This window comes from Streptococcus sp. UBA4344 (assembly GCF_002393675.1).
Classification (GTDB): Bacteria; Bacillota; Bacilli; order Lactobacillales; family Streptococcaceae; genus Streptococcus; species Streptococcus vicugnae.
Genome location: NZ_DGTE01000006.1, coordinates 30,195 through 46,464, shown reverse-complemented (window position 1 = coordinate 46,464; position 16,270 = coordinate 30,195). Strand labels below are relative to the sequence as shown.

Below are 16,270 nucleotides of genomic sequence, written 5' to 3'. Positions count from 1 at the left end.
TTTGTCTCCTTTTTTTATGTTTTAATCCATTTCAATCGTTTCAATTGGGTTTGAAAATTCAAATGTCCCATCTTTGACAGCTGCTTTTTTCTTCGCTAACGTTTCTAACTTTTCCTCCAGTTTTTCGATGTTAGTGTTAGCTGTTTCAATGGACTGATTTTTCGATTCAATATTACTATCAATGGTTGCAATATCTTTTTGATTAGCTTCTAAATCGTCGCCTGTGAGGTATTGACTTTCGGTTGATAAGCTCGCTTTTCGAGACTCATCATCTTCAATAGAAGCTTTCAATTGAGCAATTGATTTGTTCAATTTTTTAATTTGATTATTTTGGAACGTTTCTTCTTTTTTGATTTCGGATAAGGTAAATTCTTCACGAGAGACCTCCTTAATCGTTTCTTTTTTAAGTTGACTATTTTGAGTGGTGATCATAAATTGCACCACATTATCGTCATCATCATCGCTTGATTGTGTTTGACTGGCTGACGTTTCTTCATCATCAGATGACGAGGCAATGTCGACATCAATCGAACTAGTTGCGACCGTTTTATTGGTAATATCAATCGCATAAGCACCAAAATCTTCAGGAACATTTTGGATAATAACAGAGATTTTATTATCAATAATTGGCACAACTTCCATGACCGTATCAGCCGTTTTATGCTGTGCGTAAAGTTTCCAGTTAAGGCGTTTGGTATCAATTCCTCGATCAACGGAAGAGGTCTCATCCTTCGTTTCAAACTGCAAGACAATGATACCTGTTTTAGCTGAATAAGTTTGGCTAGTGAGTTTAATTTCACCTGTACCATTCGTGTAAGTTTGTTTAGTTTTGAGCTCTTCATCACTATAAGTTTGACGTTGTGGTGAATAAATCGCACCTAATAATAAGCTTAGCCAAATCGTTAATAAAGCAGAAAAAATAATTAATTTTCGCTTAATAACATTTTCGTGAAGCCAGTTTTTAGTGGCGATAAATGGTTTTGCGATTGAGCTGGATTTAATCTTCTCAATCCAGTTTTTTATTGTATTAATCATACGTAGTGTGTCCTTTCTTTAGTATCAAAATAAATGGTAAAATAAGAAAAAGGAAATGAGGAAATACCTATGCTACCTAATGAAATTTCAAGTTTTATAAAAATTTATACTAGTAACAAGCTTAGTTTTCAGAATCCAACAATTCTTGAAGAATATCAAAGCTCCTGGATTAATTTATTCGCTAACGTTTATACAAATCCCTTACCTAATGAAATCAAAAATTACAAGGGAGAAACGTTTTGCATTCCGCTGACACTACCTAATCATAAATCAATAGATATCCAATTTAATATTAAAAAGATACTGAAAGCAATAAATTATTTTAAGTTACCTATCCAAACTCTTTCAACAAAGCATTTTATTATCAATAACTCATTTAATAGAAAACTTCTCTTACAGAATCGAGATCTTATTGGATATGCTCTTGAGGAAAGTTATGATACTGTTAAAGAAGAACCAATTGTTATTCTCTTCCCAACTTTTTACTTTATTAATTTTGTTGTAGATGGTAATCATAGGGTAGATTATGCCATTAGAAATAACCTGGAAACTATTGATGCTTATTTTCTATATCCCAAATACCTAGTAACCAACCCCCATCTCTTTGTAGGGAGGATAAGTTACCTTCTATTTTGTTTTCTAGAAGATGTTGCACTTCTTGAGTTTGCCCTTCATGCAAAGCAACAGAAAGGGATTTTTGGTATTCTAAGAACCGAATCGTCTCTTTTAAAGAAGCAATCACTTCTTCCAACTGTTCAGAAGTATATTGGCGATACATATCATCAAAATTAGGATGTCTCACATAGCCGATACCAATAAGATTTTCTACATCTATTTCTGGTTTTAACTCCTGCTTAATAGGATGTTTACGTTTAAATAGTTTCATTTTTATCCCCTTTATAGTCGTCAACTGTTTCTCCATATCTTTTTTCAAAATACTCCTCAAAATGCTTTATCTCTTCTATCGTTACCTTTTGATTACCAGATAAAAACATCTGTCTAAGAATCTGAATAGTGTTCCAATCCTTATATTTTTCCTTTTCAAATTGAGAGCAATTATCCTCAATTCTTTTAGGTGGGAAAGATTCTCCATATATTAAACTCACCAGTACCTCCTTTGGATTCATCTCCTTTTCCGCAAAAACCATTTTTCTTGGATCCAGTCTCTACCTGCTGTATAAAGAAAGTCTGAACCACAGGCTAGCCAAATAGCATAAAGCAGGGCAACTAGCGACCATCGTATCACACTGTGCAAGAAGTAATAAAAGAAAGCTGTTCTTGCTAAGAAGAAACTGAGCCAAATCATTAGTTTCAACAAACCTCCTAATAGTTGCTTAAACCGTTGCTTGGTAGTCGTCTTTTTGAGCCCTTTTAAGGTACTTTCTGCTTGCTGAATTTGATTATCTAGTTCTCTCAATTCCTTTATTAAAGTAGCGCGACGTTGCTTTAATTCCTCTGGTGTTAACATTTTTATTTCCTCCAATTAAGACCGCTTCTTTAAACTATTTTTAAAACCAATAATGGCACGAGTTAACCAATCAACAACGTATCCAAAACCTAAACTAAATTGGATTAAGATGCCAAGATATGGCAAATAGAAATGCGGTCTAACTTCCAACACAGCTGCTTTATCACTAGTAGTTAGAGCCGTAGAATAATCCAATGGCAATATTAACAATCGTTAGCCAAGACCAAATAAAGTACCAAATCATTGCTAGAGATAGTAAAATTGCAGTTAAGTATAAAATTTTTTTCACAATTGTAGTTTGTTCCATCTATTTTCCTCCACTCTAAATTTTAAAAATATCAATGCATTTACAAGCATGGTACCACCAATAATCATAATGATTGATCCAATAATCCATAAGGCTGTCATCAAATCAGAATATTTTCCTGTAAAACAAATTGACACACGACCACGAGAGGAAATGTGGATTGATCGGTTAAAAAATAGATACCCAAAACCAATCATATGTATGATAACCCCTATTGCAATCATAATGATGTTCAAGATAACGGATAAGGTCATTGATTACCTCCAATTCACCCATTCAACTGGCTGTCAGGTTTTAAAATCTTAGCTAGCATCGTTAATGCTAGTGACAGTTTTAGCTCACGGCTTTTCTTTTTCGTTCTAATGCTTACTCGACAAAGTGGAAAGAACCAAACGAATAATAAGGCAAACATAAAGATACCATGAGCAAGGGCACTGATAATATTAGTCATTAAACGCCTCCTTGATATTCTTCGTATTAGCCGTAATTTTACCTGCTTGTGTTTTTTTAGCATAGAGGTAAAGCTGTGACTCACCATCTCTTAACGTGATGATGGTTGCTGCTTTTTCAACCTGGTATTGTTTCACCAATTGTTGTCCTTTATCTGACTCAACGTCGATGTAAAAAGTTGGATAAGCACTTTCTTTCGCAGCGGTCACAACGGCTTTCTTACCTGCCTTACAATAAGGACAACCTGTTTTATAAAAGACCAGGTTAACATTTTGATTGATAGCTGTATCCACGTAGACATCAGCTGTTAACTCATAGTTATAATCAAAAACAAAGTCTTTTACAATAGGAAAACTGACACCTAAAAACATCAAATCTATTATTACAAGAGCAAGGGTAAGAATATAGGGCTTTCTACTCATCATTTTCCTCCTTAAAAAATTCAAATAAATCTCCTTGAATATAGTGAACCTGTGCCAGTTCTTTTAATTCTTGACGCAGTCCATCAAAGGTCTTAGACATCTGATTAAAAACGAGAGGATCAAAGACATCGGAAATTTCAACGATTGGTAACATAGGAAAATGATCTCTTTGTTCACTTGCTAAATAGTCTGACACGACTTTATCATTGGTAATCACGCCATCCACTCGAATTAATGCTGGAAGACTCGTAATCGCTTCACCATTTTGATAAAAGGTTAAGGCCACTTGTCCTGCTTCTATTAGCTCAAAATCTGGATGATCTTGCGGTACTTTAAAATAATAAGCGAGTGGTTCTTGACCGAGTGCTGTTAAATAATAACCACGAACAATTTTAAACGCTTCTGACATGCTAAATCTCCTTTCACTTATCCTCTTGTAGTAATAACGCTCTAATCGCTATCACTAGCGTATTAGTATAAATAGCAGCTTCAATCTGCTTGAAAAACACTAGCACTGTTCTCCAAACAGTAGCAAACCAAATAAGAACAAATTAGTAACCAAATCATTATCGTTTTTCATCAGCGGTCCTCCTAGCAAACTTTGTGACACCTAAATGGTGCCTGGTAATATTTTGGGTAGTTCATAATTTTCTTCGTCTTATGCTTTGGTAATGGTTGATGATAATGAGTCTGCATATACTGAAACGCTAAGCCTTGACTCTCAAAGATTAAGAGTTTCCCATTGTCATCATAGAGATAATCTCCTTCTTCAAAACTAAAAATAATGTACTTCATCCTTTTCTCCTCACTTTCTTTTTTCAGCATGACCATACAACTCAATCATGGTTTGATAGTCATTTTCTAACTCACTATCATACCCATTTGCATATCTAATCCTATGATTTACTTTTAAAATACCTATTGTTAGAACAACAAACAAAACAAATATAATACTGATAACAACTAATAAGATTTTCATTTTCCTTCTTCTCCCTCTGTTTCTTTTTTATAACTTAGTATTTTAATACTAATATTTATAATTACTATTTTAGTTGCCTCTCGCTCTGCCTCTCATTATCATAGATATAAATGTAAAGGCAGTTGGCGGGTTTTATTTTTTACGGTGATTAACCAATATCCTGTTCAAATAATGATAGCTGTTTAACGTGTTTAAGCTCATGTTTTACTCCTTCAATAACTGTTTTGGTATAGTTGAGACTGTCTTCAAAGAAACGTGCAATATTTGCAAAATACGCCTCTTGACGTTCCTTTTTCACTTGAATAAGTGATAAGATAATCGCTTTAACGGAAGCAATACGAATACCGCCACCTCGACCAGATTTGATTTTAAAGAAAATCTTTTGTTCGGCTTTTAAGGTTTTTAATACACGATCAAGTGAGCGTTCTGGAATATGGAGCTCTTCTCTGATTGCTTTCTTTGTTGTTTGAATAAATGGATCTTGTGTCTCATAGAAACCTTCTAAATAGGCCATGACGTCCGCTTTCCATTCGTAAAGGTGACTTTTCTTGCGCTCTGAACGTTTCTTCTTAAACTTGTACCAGCGTTGCTTAACAAATAAATCTGAAGCCTTTAGTTTTTGATCAACCCATGCTCTGCAAAGCAACGTGATATAATCACGACTAGCCGCTTCGTATTTTCCTGAATAAGCACTATTGATGAGCTTCAGAACTTCGCTTGAAGCGAGCGGTTCGTCCAATCGTCCATTAAAATCATCTAAAACGAGCTCACAATCGGTCTGAGAGACACCACTTGAGAAATTTGCCAGGGCTAACGTAAAGAGAACATTGTTTCTTCCCATTAACGCTTTAGCACCCTTGATATTTGATTCGTTCAGTAATAGTTGATACCAGGGTTCATCAATCTGTTTAATCCCTTCAGTTCCAGCAATCACGGTTAAATTGGGTTTCTTGCTTGGAAACGGAAGCTCAGATTGCTTCATTGACCAATCAAGCCATTCTTGGAATGAATAAGTGTAATCCTTGTGAAAGAACTCCACATTGTCCGTTCGTGGCATACGTGCAATTCCAAAATGATTGCAAGTCATATCAACTGGTAATGTCTGTACGAAATACTGTCTCAAGTTTTGAGAAATTGCTTTAGCAACTTTGATCACTTTAAAATTTGAATGAGCTGTCACATAGGCAGGCTCTGATAAAATAAAGTAGGCTTGGTAGCCTTTATCCGATTTTAAAATCAGCGTTGGCATAAAACCCAAATCAATCGCAGCGGTTAAAATATCACTACTTGTCATTGCTTCGGCTGAAGAATGAATATCAAAATCAATATAAAATGTATTAACCTGTCTCAGATTATCTTCAGCATGACCTTTAGTAAATTGGCGGTAGTCATCACTATACGTTCCGTATCGATAAACATTCGGCGTCCAGTGTGTAAAGTTATTCTGGTTTTCTAAAACAGCTTCAAGTGATGTTAAAACTACACCTCGAGCCTTGGTCATGTTTGCTTTCGTGCAAAATCCAAAGATAGCACCTTTATTCCCTTCTTCTTCAGCTGAAGAAACTGGTTTTAAATGACTATTTTTAAATTTTGTCTGTCTCAATCCATCCTTTAGAATAAGACTATAAATCGTTTCAATATCCATAAGTTCTCCTATTTTCACTATGTTATAATGAAGAAAAATCATAAATCAGAAAGGCGTTTATTATGTTTGAACTCATAAAATCCAGTTTTCTTAATCTGTATAAAATCAATAATTACCTTCTATTTTTACTATTAGCTTATCTGTTATGCCCTAGGACAATGAATGAACTAATAACTTTTGGCTTAGAAAATATCAGTCTGCCTCAATTTTCATTTAAGCTATTTATTTACTTGTATATCCTTTCAGCAGTAGTATTTTTCATTATTGAATTAATAAAAAATTTTGTATCTATTGACTCAACAACCTATCAAATCACATGGAATATTAACGAGTTTGCTCAATATATTTATCTATTTACTTGTCTCTATTTCAGAAGAATTATTATTCCACCTTTGGAAAACGGTCTTATATTCCTTGTTTATTGCATTGCTTTATATGCTTTCATTCAAAACATTGTTGTATTTATATGTCGTGGAATAACAAAAGTGTGGCAAAAAGATGATAGATGGAGTATTATAGTTGCCTTTGTTATGATGGCTGCATTACTAATTCTTAAAACTACATGGATAACTGAAGGTATAACAAAATTCCAATTAGAATGGTTGATAGAGCTATGCCAAAAATTGTAATTCCCGAATCACTATAATAGTTATCTATTGAATTCTCAAAAGGTCCCAAACGTTTTCCTGTTAAATATTCTTCTTTTTGACTTTTTATCTTCTTCAACCTAAGCCAGAGTAAGCCATCAATAAGAAATATAAGTAATATATCTCTCGTGAGATGTTCTTTATCCAAAAGTGATATTATATCTAAAATTAAATTTCTGATCATTTGATTCAAAATACCTCCTCATTTAAATATTTCTTCGTTACTTAATCTTCATACTTTTAGGAAGTGATGCTCCAGGTGAGTAATAACCGTCTCTTAAATCTGACTTTAAATAAAACTCAGTCTCTACTGTCTGAATATAGTCGCTTCGATTCCAATGATTCCTCAAAGTTTGATAGGCAATCGACACTCTTTTTTCAATATCACGAAAACTAAATCCCAATTTTAAATAATTCGTTACAATCTCATCTATGTGTTCTTTAGAGACTTTAGTCTTTGGTCGTCTGGAATATCTATCTTTTCTATTGTCTTCTTGCAAACTAAGTTGATATTGAATATACAGTTTTCGCATCTCTTCAATTTTTAATTGCCATTTTTTAGAATACGGCTGATCTGAGTATTTATTTCTTAACTGATGCACAGGCTCTTTGAACTTCATCTGAACGACATCAAACTCCCCAAGATCGGTAAAGGGATCAATAAAGCCAAGCGGCTCGCTGTTGAGTAATTCTTCATATAAATGATTCTTTTTCATTAGTTTCACTCTCCTATAGATTAAGTTGAGTTTTCAGCAAACATTGATTCAAATAAATTCAACTGGACAACGACATTTGAATCTCGTTTATCAGAAAAATCAGAACTTTGAAACTCTACTATTTCATCATCTTTTCCATCGTGATCAATTACTTCAAAAATTTCTAACGTTTCAATATCCATGACAATTTCTAAACCATTCATGTAAAAAATTCTCCTTTCATAAAAATTTTAAGCGAACAAAAAAGAGAACAGATTTCTCCGTTCTCTATATTTTTATTTTAAATTATTTTTGATTCTAAAAACTCTTACCACTTACATGGTAAATATTTTGACACTTTGTTAAGATTTTGTCATATTTTTTTAGATTTGAATATTATAGCTTCAAAGTATTACTTTTATTTCTCAAACTTTTTCAGTAAAAATCCCTTGAAATCAGTAACTCTGACTAGTTTAATGTCGATTTTGTGGCAAATATAACAGATTTATAGATTTTATTAAAAATAAGTAGTCCTCAACAAAATTTATGATTAGTCTTCTTTTACAATTGGTATCCATAATGCCATTTCATAGTCATCAGCATGGATATCGCCTTCAGCATAAACTTCGAAATCAGGAGCACCTGAATGACGATAACCATTTTCTGGAAAGAAAACTTCAAGGACATACTTCCACGCTTCATGAATAGAATCAGGCACATTCCCTCGTACTGGTATAACAGCGTACTCTGCTTCTTCTACTTCTAAGATGGTCAATCCCAATTTTTGTGCTGCTTCTTTATCAGTAACGTCAACCCCAGCTAAATAACTAATTCCTTCGCCTTCTGAGAGCTCTGAAGAAACTCCAAATAGCTGAGCATTTCCTAGTTTCTTCAAGCAGTTAGAATCATAAGTAGCGTACAATTTATCCCAAACTTTTGGACAATCCTCGCTTTTAATTCCTGCTTCCAGTACACCTGCAACAGCAAAAGCTGCTTTCTTTTCAATAGTAACATTCATCTTCTTTCCTCCGCTAATTTTTAGGGATAGCTCAATTTTTGGAAAAACCTTATAGGGCACACCATTTCTAACCTCAGATGGCGTTGCTCCATGAAATTTTTTAAAAGCTGTACTAAAACTATCAGCTGAATCATAACCATATTTCATTGCAATATCAATAATTTTATCAGAATTTTGTTTTAAATCATGCACCGCTCCTGATAATCTACGCTTGCGTAAATACTCCGACAAAGTCATCTCCGCTAAAACAGAGAACAAGCGAGAAAACATAGAATAGGAATAGCCAGACAGCTGTTGAATTTTCTTCTTATCAATTTCTGAGTCCAGAACACTTTCAAGGTAAGTCAAGGTTTGGTTAAATCGATTGATCATGGAAGTCACCTCCTATTTATAGTTTATCAAAATTGAGGAAAACTCACCCTAGATTTTAGAAACAAAAAATCTAAGATAAAAAAATCGCTGTACCAATAGTACAACGATTCAATTTCTATTTTACAGCTTCTTTCAAAGCATCAACTTTATCAAGTTTTTCCCATGGGAGATCAATATCTGTACGTCCCATGTGTCCGTATGCAGCTGTTTGACGATAAATTGGACGTTTCAAATCAAGCATTTGAATGATACCTGCTGGGCGTAGGTCAAAGACTTGACGTACAGCAGCTTCCAATTTACTTTCTGGTACAGTATTTGTCCCAAAAGTATCAACACGAACTGATACAGGATGTGCTACACCAATTGCGTAAGCCAATTGAACTTCGACTTTTGTTGCAAAACCAGCAGCAACAATATTTTTAGCGATGTAACGTGCAGCGTATGATGCAGAACGGTCAACTTTTGTAGCGTCTTTACCAGAGAAAGCACCACCACCATGGCGAGCATAACCACCATAAGTATCAACGATGATTTTACGTCCTGTTAGACCAGAATCCCCTTGAGGACCACCGATAACAAAACGTCCTGTTGGATTGATAAAGAATTTAGTCTTGTCATCAAGATATTTAGCAGGGATAACTGCTTTGATAACTTTTTCAATCACATCATGGTGAATTTGTTCATTTGTTGCTTCTGGATCATGTTGTGTTGAAATAACAACAGTATCCACACGAGCTGGTTTATCATTTTCATCGTATTCAACAGTTACTTGCGATTTGGCATCTGGACGAAGATATGAAATTTCACCAGACTTACGCAAATCTGCCAATTTTTTAACCAATTTATGAGAAAGTGAAATTGGTAACGGCATCAATTCTGGCGTTTCATCAACAGCAAAACCAAACATCAAACCTTGGTCACCAGCACCAATCAAGTCAAGTGGATCTTGATCAGCATTTCCACGAACCTCTAATGCTTCGTTAACCCCTTGTGCAATATCAGGTGATTGTTCAACCAATGATGGATGAACCCCAACTGATTCAGCAGCGAAGCCATACTCAGCATTTGTATAACCGATTTCTGCGATAGTATCGCGAACAATACGGTTAATATCAACATAAGCTGTTGTTGAAATTTCTCCAAAAACATGGACTGACCCAGTGTATACAGCTGTTTCTGCTGCAACGTGTGCATCAGGATCTTGTTCCAACACAGCATCTAAAATAGCATCTGAAATTTGGTCTGCAATCTTATCTGGATGCCCCTCAGAAACTGATTCAGACGTGAAAAGTTTACGTTCTGACATAAAAATGTCCCCCCATATCATTAATTTTTCATTTCAATACCTCTAAGCATTAAAATGTCGGGAATTTTCCCTCTCGAAATCCCTGCATCAAAAACAGACATTTCTAATGAGTTACAAAGTACCAATCTAAATCATCTAAAAAGAGATGGCGCGGTTAATAGCGTGTTAGTCAAGGCAGCGAAATCACAAATAATACTGAAGAATATCAAGATGAGCTAACGAAGATGAACACACTATTAAACCGCCAGATTGTCTTATCGGGACTCATTGACTAGAATAGTGTATCACATTTTGCCTAAATTGCCTATAGAAAATATCTTACCATTTCGTAACAAATTCATTTTTCATTAAGAATATTTAGAAAAAATATATTATACTATTGGTATGAAAACCTACGAAAAAATTTATCATTATTTACAAAACCAAAATGATTATATTAGCGGAGAAACTTTGGCAAATGAATTCGAACTGTCACGCACCGCAATTTGGAAAGCCATCAAGACTTTAGAAGAAAAAGGCGTTCAGATTGATTCTGTTAAAAAACGTGGCTATAAAATTCTCTCAGGTGACTTGCTACTTCCAGAAATCATTTCTAAAGATTTAAAGATAGCTGTTAGTCTCAACGAAAAAAGTCAATCAACTCAATTAGATGCTAAAAATCATTTAGATGAAGATAAAGAAGCGCACCTCTACTTAGCTCCAAGCCAAGAACAAGCTAAAGGGCGCTTTGGGAGACAATTTTTTGCTTCAAAACAAGGTGGCATTTACATGTCCCTCCACCTCAAACCAAATGTTCCATTTGAAGACGTCAAACCATATACTCTCATGGTTGCTTCAAGTATCGTAAAAGCCATTTCTCGACTAACAGGCATCGAAACAGAAATCAAGTGGGTTAACGATATCTACTATAATGGTAAAAAAATCGCTGGCATTTTAACTGAAGCTATTTCATCTGTTGAAACAGGATTAATTACCGATGTTATTATTGGAGTTGGCATCAATTTCCACATCACAGACTTTCCAGCTGATATTTCTGAAAAAGCCGGCTCACTTTTTTCTACTCAACCAAGTATTACACGCAACCAACTCATTACCGAAATCTGGAATCTCTTCTTTACCATTCCAGAAAAGGATTTAATCAAAGTCTATAAAGAAAAATCACTTGTTCTCAACAAACAAGTGACCTTTATGGAAAATGATTGTCTATATACAGGCCTTGCCCAAGATATTACAAACCAAGGACACCTGATTGTTAAACTTGACGATGGTCAAGAGAAATTACTCCGCAGTGGTGAGATTAGTCTTTCTTCTTGGTAGTTGAGGTCAAGGTCTGCAACAGTTTATCAACTGTGTAAGCACGCTGAATATCACGAAGTAACAATAGCCCCCAAAAGAAAGCAAAGAAATAGTCACCATCAAATAAACATTCATTAAAAAAGTAAGTTTCAAAAGCACACATCAGTGCCATTAATATAAAACGTCTCTTAGTCATAGGTTTATTATAGCATAGATACTTGCTTTTATCAGTTATTATCCTGCTTTCAGTAGCAAAAGAATCCGAGTCATGACTCGGATTCTTTTTAATCTTCTACTTTATTAATTTTATCTGCTAGAAAGTCAAACCCTTCTGGAATAAAGGAATCATCTTTAACTTCTTCTTGAACGGGTGCTTGTTTTTGTTTTTTCAAATTTTGAGCAAATTCTGTTCGGATACTGTTAAAGTCTTTTCGCGGGACAGCCAAAATATTTGGTGAAAAGCCAGCAGCTTTACTCATGATGTTCCCAAACATATCATTTAAATCAGTGCGCTTCATAGCTTGCTCAGCATTGAAAGCTGCATCAAAGGCCAAAATTGCATTCTCACTATTGGCAAGAACAGGTTCTGAACCAAGTAAAAGAGCACGATCTTGAGCAGAAATACTATCTAAGATTTCGTTCCAAGCTCCTTTAAGAGCTTCAAGATACTCTCTTGATTTCTGACTATCTACGATCGTCTCTTCCATAATCGTCAAAATCTTAACGCGATCAACCTTGTATTGATAACTTGCCCTAGATTTTTTACGGTTTGGCGCCTTTTGTGAAATTGCAGAGCTATCTAGTTTAGCTAGTTCATCTTTCAAGTCCTTGATTTCTGACTGTAGTCTTGCAAGTTCATCTGATAAACCTTCTGGTACTTGGGCTAGAGCTGCTTGTTTACCTGATTCTGATAATTGAATGGTTAACATTTCAGCATAAATTTTAGGCTGAACACCATTTTTAATTTCAGGTAAGGCTTTAGTCACAAGGTCAATCATAGCAAAAATGCGTTCTTGTTGAAGGCCAGCTAGATTTTCTTGGAAGGTTTGACTAGTGTGAGTATTTTCACCACCACTTTGAACAACCAATAAATCACGAAGATAATTCAATAAATCCGTTGCAAAACGACTCATACTCTTACCGCTATCGAAAATCGTTTCAAGATTTGCCAATGCTTGACTAGTTTGATTCGCTAAAACATTTGCCACAAAATCATCTAAAGCCGTCATTGAAATGCTGCCAGTGATTTCTTCTGCAATAGCTAATGATACGTGACTATCAGCTGTCAAGCTCAATGCCTGATCAAGAATAGAAAGTGCATCACGCATTCCACCTTCTGCACAGCGTGCAATCAAGGTCAAGGCGTCTTCTTCATAAGAAATACCTTCTTTGTCTAAAATACTAGCCAAATGATCACGGATAGCTGCTAATTTAATAGCTTTAAACTCAAAACGTTGAACACGTGACAAAATTGTCGCAGGAATTTTATGCAGTTCTGTCGTTGCTAAAATAAAGACAACATTTTCAGTTGGCTCTTCCAAAGTTTTCAAAAGTGCATTAAAAGCTCCAGTTGATAACATATGCACTTCATCAATGATGTAAACTTTATAGGTAGCACGACTTGGGGCATAGGTTGATTTATCACGAATTTCACGAATTTCATCAACACCATTATTAGAGGCCGCATCAATTTCAATGACGTCTTCAAGACTACCATTAGTGATATCACGACAAATATCACATTGATTACATGGTTCGCCATTAACTTGGTGAGGACAGTTCATAGCCTTAGCAAAAATTTTAGCGGCACTGGTTTTACCAGTTCCTCGTGGACCTGAAAACAAGTAAGCGTGACTAATTTTTCCAGAAGATACAGCTTGCTTTAAGGTCGTTGAAATAACCGTTTGCCCAACCATTTCATCAAAGGTTTGACTACGGTATTTTCGATAGAGGGCTTGATACATTATTTTTCAACTCCAAACATATCTAAATTCCAATATGATTTTTCAACAAGAATCGCTGCAAATTTTTCAAGGTATTCTTGGTCAATAGCATCGTAATCATCTGTTAAACGTGAATCCAAATCTAAAACACCAACCAATTTACCGTCTTTGACCATAGGAACAACAATTTCACTCATGGCAGCTGAATCACAAGCGATATAATTAGCGTGTTTTGTGACATCTGCGACAATCATTGTTTCACGATTAGCAGCTGATTCCCCACAAACACCTTTACCAAGCTTAATGTGCACACAAGATACACCACCTTGGAATGGTCCTAAAAGCAACTCTTCACCATTGTAAAGATAAAATCCTGTAAAAACAGAATTTGGCAAAGTCATTTTCAAGAGCGCACTGGCATTTGAAAGGTTTGACAACAAGTTCTTCTCGTTAGCAAATAAAGCATTTGCTTGCGCTAACATGATTTCATAATTCTCAATTTTCTTAGTATTTTCCATAAGGTTAATTATAGCAAAAAAACGCCACTTCGTCATACTTTGAAAAATGATATTTGAGTAAAAAAGAGCTGAGACAATGGCATCTCAACTCAATTTATATTAAAATGACTGCTTCGTTTGTTTACCTACTGATTTTTAACTTATTGCCAGTAACTTGGTCGATTGTTTTCGTAGGCTGAAATTAAATCTTCGTATTGAAGGGTAATTCCAATATCATCAAGGCCAAGAACCAACTTACGTTTCCACTCACTATCAATATCAAATGGAAATTCTCCAGCTGAAGATTTGATGACTTGATTTGGCAAATCAATGGTGATTTCTTCACCAGCTGGTAGCGCAGCTAATTTCTGACGAACTTCCAAAGGTTGAACAATTGGAAGCATTCCATTTTTCAATTCGTTATTATAATGAATATCTGAAAATGACCCAGCAATGACACAGCGAAAACCATAATCTTCCAAAGCCCAAGCCGCATGCTCACGCGATGACCCTGACCCAAAGTTATCTCCAGAAATTAGGATAGTTGCATCACGATATTCAGGTTGATTAAAGATAAAGTCAGGATTTTCATCATAATTATCATTAAGATAACGCCACTCAAACAAAAGATTCTTACCAAAACCTTTTTTATCAACTGCTTTTAGGAATTGCTTAGGAATGAGTTGGTCAGTATCAATGTTATCATTCATCAAAGGGACAGATTTCCCTGTGTAAACAGTAAATTTTTCCATTATCTCTCTCCTTTACTGAACTTCAGATAGTTGACGAACATCAACGAACTTACCTGCAATAGCTGCCGCTGCTGCCATAGCTGGGCTACAAAGGTGAGTTCTTGCTCCAAAACCTTGACGACCTTCAAAGTTACGGTTACTTGTTGAGGCACAATGAACCCCCTCTGGCACGTGGTCTGGGTTCATTCCAAGACACATTGAGCATCCTGGCTCACGCCATTCAAAACCAGCATCCATAAAAATTTTATCAAGGCCAAGACGCTCTGCCTCTTTCTTAACTGGACGCGAACCTGGAACAACAATTGCTGTTAGATTCGGTGAAATATGTTTGCCCTTGACAATCTTAGCTGCTAACTCAAGGTCTGATAGGCGCGCATTGGTACAAGAACCAATGAAAACATAACCCAAATCAATATCTTCAGCTTTATCACCAGGCTTAATGTCCATATAATGATAAGCGCGCTCGTCATTCATGTCTTTAATTTCTGGGAACGGTTTACCAAACTCAACACCCATTTCTGGGTTTGTTCCCCAAGTCACCATCGGTGCTAATTCAGAAACATCAATGGTAATGACTTTGTCATATTCAGCATCAGGATCAGAAACCAATGTCTTCCAATCTTCTACAGCTTGCTCAAATTTGTCACCTTTTGGTGCAGCTTCACGACCTTTAACATAATCAAAAGTCTTTTGGTCTGGATTCATCAAGCCCATCTTGGCACCAAATTCGATAGACATATTAGCAATAGTCATGCGTTCATCCATTGAAAGAGCATCAATAGCTTCACCACAATACTCAACCGCATAACCAACACCAGCATCAACGCCATATTGAGCAATCAGAGCAAGGATAAAGTCTTTTGAGTACACACCTTTTTGTGGTTTTCCGACAAATTCAACCTTCATTTTTTTCGGTTTAACTTGCCAAATACATTGTGTAGCAAATACATGTTCAACTTCTGATGTTCCAATACCAAAAGCAATCGCTCCAAAAGCGCCGTGTGTTGCTGTATGGCTGTCCCCGCAGACAATAAATTTACCGGGTTGACTGCGTCCTGTTTCTGGACCAACCATATGAACAATTCCTTGACGTTCTGTACCATGTGTTGCTGCATCAATGCCAAACTCCTCAACATTTCGTGCAAGAGTATCAATTTGATTTTTTGAAATCAAGTCACGAATGTTGAAAATATCAACCGTTGGAACATTATGGTCAGTTGTTCCGAATGTTAACTCTGGACGACGCACCTTGCGACCAGCATCTCTAAGGCCTTGAAAAGCCTGCGGACTTGTTACTTCATGAATATAATGCTGATCCACATACATAAGCTGAGGTTCGCCTTCTTCACCAGTAATCACGTGACGTTCCCAAAGCTTATCAAAAATTGATTTTCCGCTCATATTTTCCTCCACTGTCTTCTTATTTATTCCTTAACCA

The 16,270-nt window shown here is 35.6% G+C and carries 23 protein-coding genes; 2 read left to right on the top strand and 21 right to left on the bottom strand.

The genetic code is table 11. From position 1 onward, the window contains the following. Window positions 1–21: 21 nt before the first annotated feature. The 12 genes from B4D49_RS01260 to B4D49_RS01205 all read right to left on the bottom strand — a co-directional run bounded on the left by B4D49_RS01260 (window position 22) and on the right by B4D49_RS01205 (window position 6,306). A complete protein-coding gene (locus B4D49_RS01260; RefSeq protein WP_286782940.1) occupies window positions 22–1,035 on the bottom strand; it encodes a hypothetical protein in 1,014 nt (337 codons plus the stop codon). A gap of 550 nt (window positions 1,036–1,585) precedes the next feature. Next, window positions 1,586–1,921, bottom strand: a complete 336-nt coding sequence (locus B4D49_RS01255; RefSeq protein WP_286782939.1) for a hypothetical protein — start codon at window positions 1,919–1,921, stop codon at window positions 1,586–1,588. Continuing rightward, window positions 1,908–2,141 carry a hypothetical protein gene (locus B4D49_RS01250; RefSeq protein WP_041973093.1) on the bottom strand — a complete coding sequence of 78 codons (234 nt, stop codon included), beginning with the start codon at window positions 2,139–2,141 and terminating at the stop codon, window positions 1,908–1,910. Before B4D49_RS01250 ends, B4D49_RS01255 begins: the two co-directional genes overlap by 14 nt. Window positions 2,142–2,158: 17 nt before the next feature. Continuing rightward, the gene (locus tag B4D49_RS01245) at window positions 2,159–2,503 is read right to left on the bottom strand and encodes a hypothetical protein (protein ID WP_074656623.1); all 345 of its coding nucleotides are present in this window, start codon (window positions 2,501–2,503) and stop codon (window positions 2,159–2,161) included. Window positions 2,504–2,518: 15 nt separating this feature from the next. After that, complete coding sequence (locus B4D49_RS01240) at window positions 2,519–2,698, bottom strand: hypothetical protein (RefSeq protein ID WP_286782938.1); 180 nt, start codon at window positions 2,696–2,698, stop codon at window positions 2,519–2,521. Between the two features lie 90 nt (window positions 2,699–2,788). Further along, on the bottom strand, window positions 2,789–3,064 hold the full coding sequence (locus B4D49_RS01235) for a hypothetical protein (RefSeq protein ID WP_286782937.1): 276 nt from the start codon (window positions 3,062–3,064) through the stop codon (window positions 2,789–2,791). A gap of 14 nt (window positions 3,065–3,078) precedes the next feature. Continuing rightward, the gene (locus B4D49_RS01230) at window positions 3,079–3,261 is read right to left on the bottom strand and encodes a hypothetical protein (protein ID WP_286782936.1); all 183 of its coding nucleotides are present in this window, start codon (window positions 3,259–3,261) and stop codon (window positions 3,079–3,081) included. Next, the gene (locus B4D49_RS01225; protein WP_286782935.1) at window positions 3,254–3,682 is read right to left on the bottom strand and encodes a thioredoxin family protein; all 429 of its coding nucleotides are present in this window, start codon (window positions 3,680–3,682) and stop codon (window positions 3,254–3,256) included. Before B4D49_RS01225 ends, B4D49_RS01230 begins: the two co-directional genes overlap by 8 nt. Beyond that, the gene (locus B4D49_RS01220) at window positions 3,675–4,091 is read right to left on the bottom strand and encodes a hypothetical protein (protein ID WP_286782934.1); all 417 of its coding nucleotides are present in this window, start codon (window positions 4,089–4,091) and stop codon (window positions 3,675–3,677) included. The genes B4D49_RS01225 and B4D49_RS01220 overlap by 8 nt, the downstream gene beginning before the upstream one ends. 182 nt (window positions 4,092–4,273) lie before the next feature. Next, window positions 4,274–4,477 carry a hypothetical protein gene (locus B4D49_RS01215; protein WP_111698748.1) on the bottom strand — a complete coding sequence of 68 codons (204 nt, stop codon included), beginning with the start codon at window positions 4,475–4,477 and terminating at the stop codon, window positions 4,274–4,276. A 10-nt stretch (window positions 4,478–4,487) separates the two neighbouring features. Next, window positions 4,488–4,661: a hypothetical protein gene (locus tag B4D49_RS01210; RefSeq protein WP_286782933.1), complete on the bottom strand. Its 174-nt coding sequence runs from the start codon at window positions 4,659–4,661 to the stop codon at window positions 4,488–4,490. A gap of 148 nt (window positions 4,662–4,809) precedes the next feature. Then, window positions 4,810–6,306, bottom strand: a complete 1,497-nt coding sequence (locus B4D49_RS01205; RefSeq protein ID WP_286782932.1) for a primase C-terminal domain-containing protein — start codon at window positions 6,304–6,306, stop codon at window positions 4,810–4,812. A 158-nt stretch (window positions 6,307–6,464) separates the two neighbouring features. Here B4D49_RS01205 and B4D49_RS01200 point away from each other — a divergent pair, with 158 nt between their 5' ends. Then, window positions 6,465–6,935: a hypothetical protein gene (locus B4D49_RS01200; protein ID WP_286782931.1), complete on the top strand. Its 471-nt coding sequence runs from the start codon at window positions 6,465–6,467 to the stop codon at window positions 6,933–6,935. Window positions 6,936–7,174: 239 nt separating this feature from the next. On the opposite strand, the gene B4D49_RS01195 is transcribed toward B4D49_RS01200, so the two are convergent. The 4 genes from B4D49_RS01195 to metK form a co-directional block, all read right to left on the bottom strand. Beyond that, window positions 7,175–7,669, bottom strand: a complete 495-nt coding sequence (locus B4D49_RS01195; RefSeq protein ID WP_286782930.1) for a modification methylase Sau96I — start codon at window positions 7,667–7,669, stop codon at window positions 7,175–7,177. 20 nt (window positions 7,670–7,689) lie between these two features. Then, entirely contained in the window at window positions 7,690–7,872 is a 183-nt protein-coding gene (locus B4D49_RS01190; RefSeq protein ID WP_286782929.1) for a hypothetical protein, read from the bottom strand. A 326-nt stretch (window positions 7,873–8,198) separates the two neighbouring features. Then, window positions 8,199–9,038 (bottom strand): AraC family transcriptional regulator, encoded by an 840-nt coding sequence (locus tag B4D49_RS01185; RefSeq protein ID WP_286782928.1) that lies wholly within the window; start codon window positions 9,036–9,038, stop codon window positions 8,199–8,201. Between the two features lie 115 nt (window positions 9,039–9,153). After that, window positions 9,154–10,344 (bottom strand): methionine adenosyltransferase, encoded by a 1,191-nt coding sequence (gene metK, locus B4D49_RS01180; RefSeq protein WP_286782927.1) that lies wholly within the window; start codon window positions 10,342–10,344, stop codon window positions 9,154–9,156. 384 nt (window positions 10,345–10,728) lie between these two features. Here metK and birA point away from each other — a divergent pair, with 384 nt between their 5' ends. After that, entirely contained in the window at window positions 10,729–11,661 is a 933-nt protein-coding gene (gene birA, locus B4D49_RS01175; protein ID WP_132868965.1) for a bifunctional biotin--[acetyl-CoA-carboxylase] ligase/biotin operon repressor BirA, read from the top strand. Here the strand turns inward: birA and B4D49_RS01170 are convergent. The 5 genes from B4D49_RS01170 to leuC form a co-directional block, all read right to left on the bottom strand. Beyond that, window positions 11,642–11,836 (bottom strand): DUF3272 family protein, encoded by a 195-nt coding sequence (locus tag B4D49_RS01170; RefSeq protein ID WP_074481966.1) that lies wholly within the window; start codon window positions 11,834–11,836, stop codon window positions 11,642–11,644. The genes birA and B4D49_RS01170 overlap by 20 nt on opposite strands. An 88-nt stretch (window positions 11,837–11,924) precedes the next feature. Beyond that, on the bottom strand, window positions 11,925–13,604 hold the full coding sequence (gene dnaX / locus B4D49_RS01165; RefSeq protein ID WP_132868964.1) for a DNA polymerase III subunit gamma/tau: 1,680 nt from the start codon (window positions 13,602–13,604) through the stop codon (window positions 11,925–11,927). Next, on the bottom strand, window positions 13,604–14,101 hold the full coding sequence (locus B4D49_RS01160) for a GAF domain-containing protein (protein WP_132868969.1): 498 nt from the start codon (window positions 14,099–14,101) through the stop codon (window positions 13,604–13,606). The genes dnaX and B4D49_RS01160 overlap by 1 nt, the downstream gene beginning before the upstream one ends. Window positions 14,102–14,241: 140 nt before the next feature. After that, window positions 14,242–14,832 (bottom strand): 3-isopropylmalate dehydratase small subunit, encoded by a 591-nt coding sequence (leuD, locus tag B4D49_RS01155; protein WP_132868963.1) that lies wholly within the window; start codon window positions 14,830–14,832, stop codon window positions 14,242–14,244. 12 nt (window positions 14,833–14,844) lie between these two features. Then, on the bottom strand, window positions 14,845–16,233 hold the full coding sequence (gene leuC / locus B4D49_RS01150; RefSeq protein WP_132868962.1) for a 3-isopropylmalate dehydratase large subunit: 1,389 nt from the start codon (window positions 16,231–16,233) through the stop codon (window positions 14,845–14,847). Between the last annotated feature and the right edge of the window lie 37 nt (window positions 16,234–16,270).

Bases quoted from the DNA above. Each gene is read 5' to 3' on its own strand.
- B4D49_RS01260 (WP_286782940.1), bottom strand. From the start codon at position 1,035: ATGATTAATACAATAAAAAACTGGATTGAGAAGATTAAATCCAGCTCA.
- B4D49_RS01255 (WP_286782939.1), bottom strand. From the start codon at position 1,921: ATGAAACTATTTAAACGTAAACATCCTATTAAGCAGGAGTTAAAACCA.
- B4D49_RS01245 (WP_074656623.1), bottom strand. From the start codon at position 2,503: ATGTTAACACCAGAGGAATTAAAGCAACGTCGCGCTACTTTAATAAAG.
- B4D49_RS01235 (WP_286782937.1), bottom strand. From the start codon at position 3,064: ATGACCTTATCCGTTATCTTGAACATCATTATGATTGCAATAGGGGTT.
- B4D49_RS01230 (WP_286782936.1), bottom strand. From the start codon at position 3,261: ATGACTAATATTATCAGTGCCCTTGCTCATGGTATCTTTATGTTTGCC.
- B4D49_RS01225 (WP_286782935.1), bottom strand. From the start codon at position 3,682: ATGAGTAGAAAGCCCTATATTCTTACCCTTGCTCTTGTAATAATAGAT.
- B4D49_RS01220 (WP_286782934.1), bottom strand. From the start codon at position 4,091: ATGTCAGAAGCGTTTAAAATTGTTCGTGGTTATTATTTAACAGCACTC.
- B4D49_RS01215 (WP_111698748.1), bottom strand. From the start codon at position 4,477: ATGAAGTACATTATTTTTAGTTTTGAAGAAGGAGATTATCTCTATGAT.
- B4D49_RS01210 (WP_286782933.1), bottom strand. From the start codon at position 4,661: ATGAAAATCTTATTAGTTGTTATCAGTATTATATTTGTTTTGTTTGTT.
- B4D49_RS01205 (WP_286782932.1), bottom strand. From the start codon at position 6,306: ATGGATATTGAAACGATTTATAGTCTTATTCTAAAGGATGGATTGAGA.
- B4D49_RS01200 (WP_286782931.1), top strand. From the start codon at position 6,465: ATGAATGAACTAATAACTTTTGGCTTAGAAAATATCAGTCTGCCTCAA.
- B4D49_RS01195 (WP_286782930.1), bottom strand. From the start codon at position 7,669: ATGAAAAAGAATCATTTATATGAAGAATTACTCAACAGCGAGCCGCTT.
- B4D49_RS01190 (WP_286782929.1), bottom strand. From the start codon at position 7,872: ATGAATGGTTTAGAAATTGTCATGGATATTGAAACGTTAGAAATTTTT.
- B4D49_RS01185 (WP_286782928.1), bottom strand. From the start codon at position 9,038: ATGATCAATCGATTTAACCAAACCTTGACTTACCTTGAAAGTGTTCTG.
- metK (WP_286782927.1), bottom strand. From the start codon at position 10,344: ATGTCAGAACGTAAACTTTTCACGTCTGAATCAGTTTCTGAGGGGCAT.
- birA (WP_132868965.1), top strand. From the start codon at position 10,729: ATGAAAACCTACGAAAAAATTTATCATTATTTACAAAACCAAAATGAT.
- B4D49_RS01170 (WP_074481966.1), bottom strand. From the start codon at position 11,836: ATGACTAAGAGACGTTTTATATTAATGGCACTGATGTGTGCTTTTGAA.
- dnaX (WP_132868964.1), bottom strand. From the start codon at position 13,604: ATGTATCAAGCCCTCTATCGAAAATACCGTAGTCAAACCTTTGATGAA.
- B4D49_RS01160 (WP_132868969.1), bottom strand. From the start codon at position 14,101: ATGGAAAATACTAAGAAAATTGAGAATTATGAAATCATGTTAGCGCAA.
- leuD (WP_132868963.1), bottom strand. From the start codon at position 14,832: ATGGAAAAATTTACTGTTTACACAGGGAAATCTGTCCCTTTGATGAAT.
- leuC (WP_132868962.1), bottom strand. From the start codon at position 16,233: ATGAGCGGAAAATCAATTTTTGATAAGCTTTGGGAACGTCACGTGATT.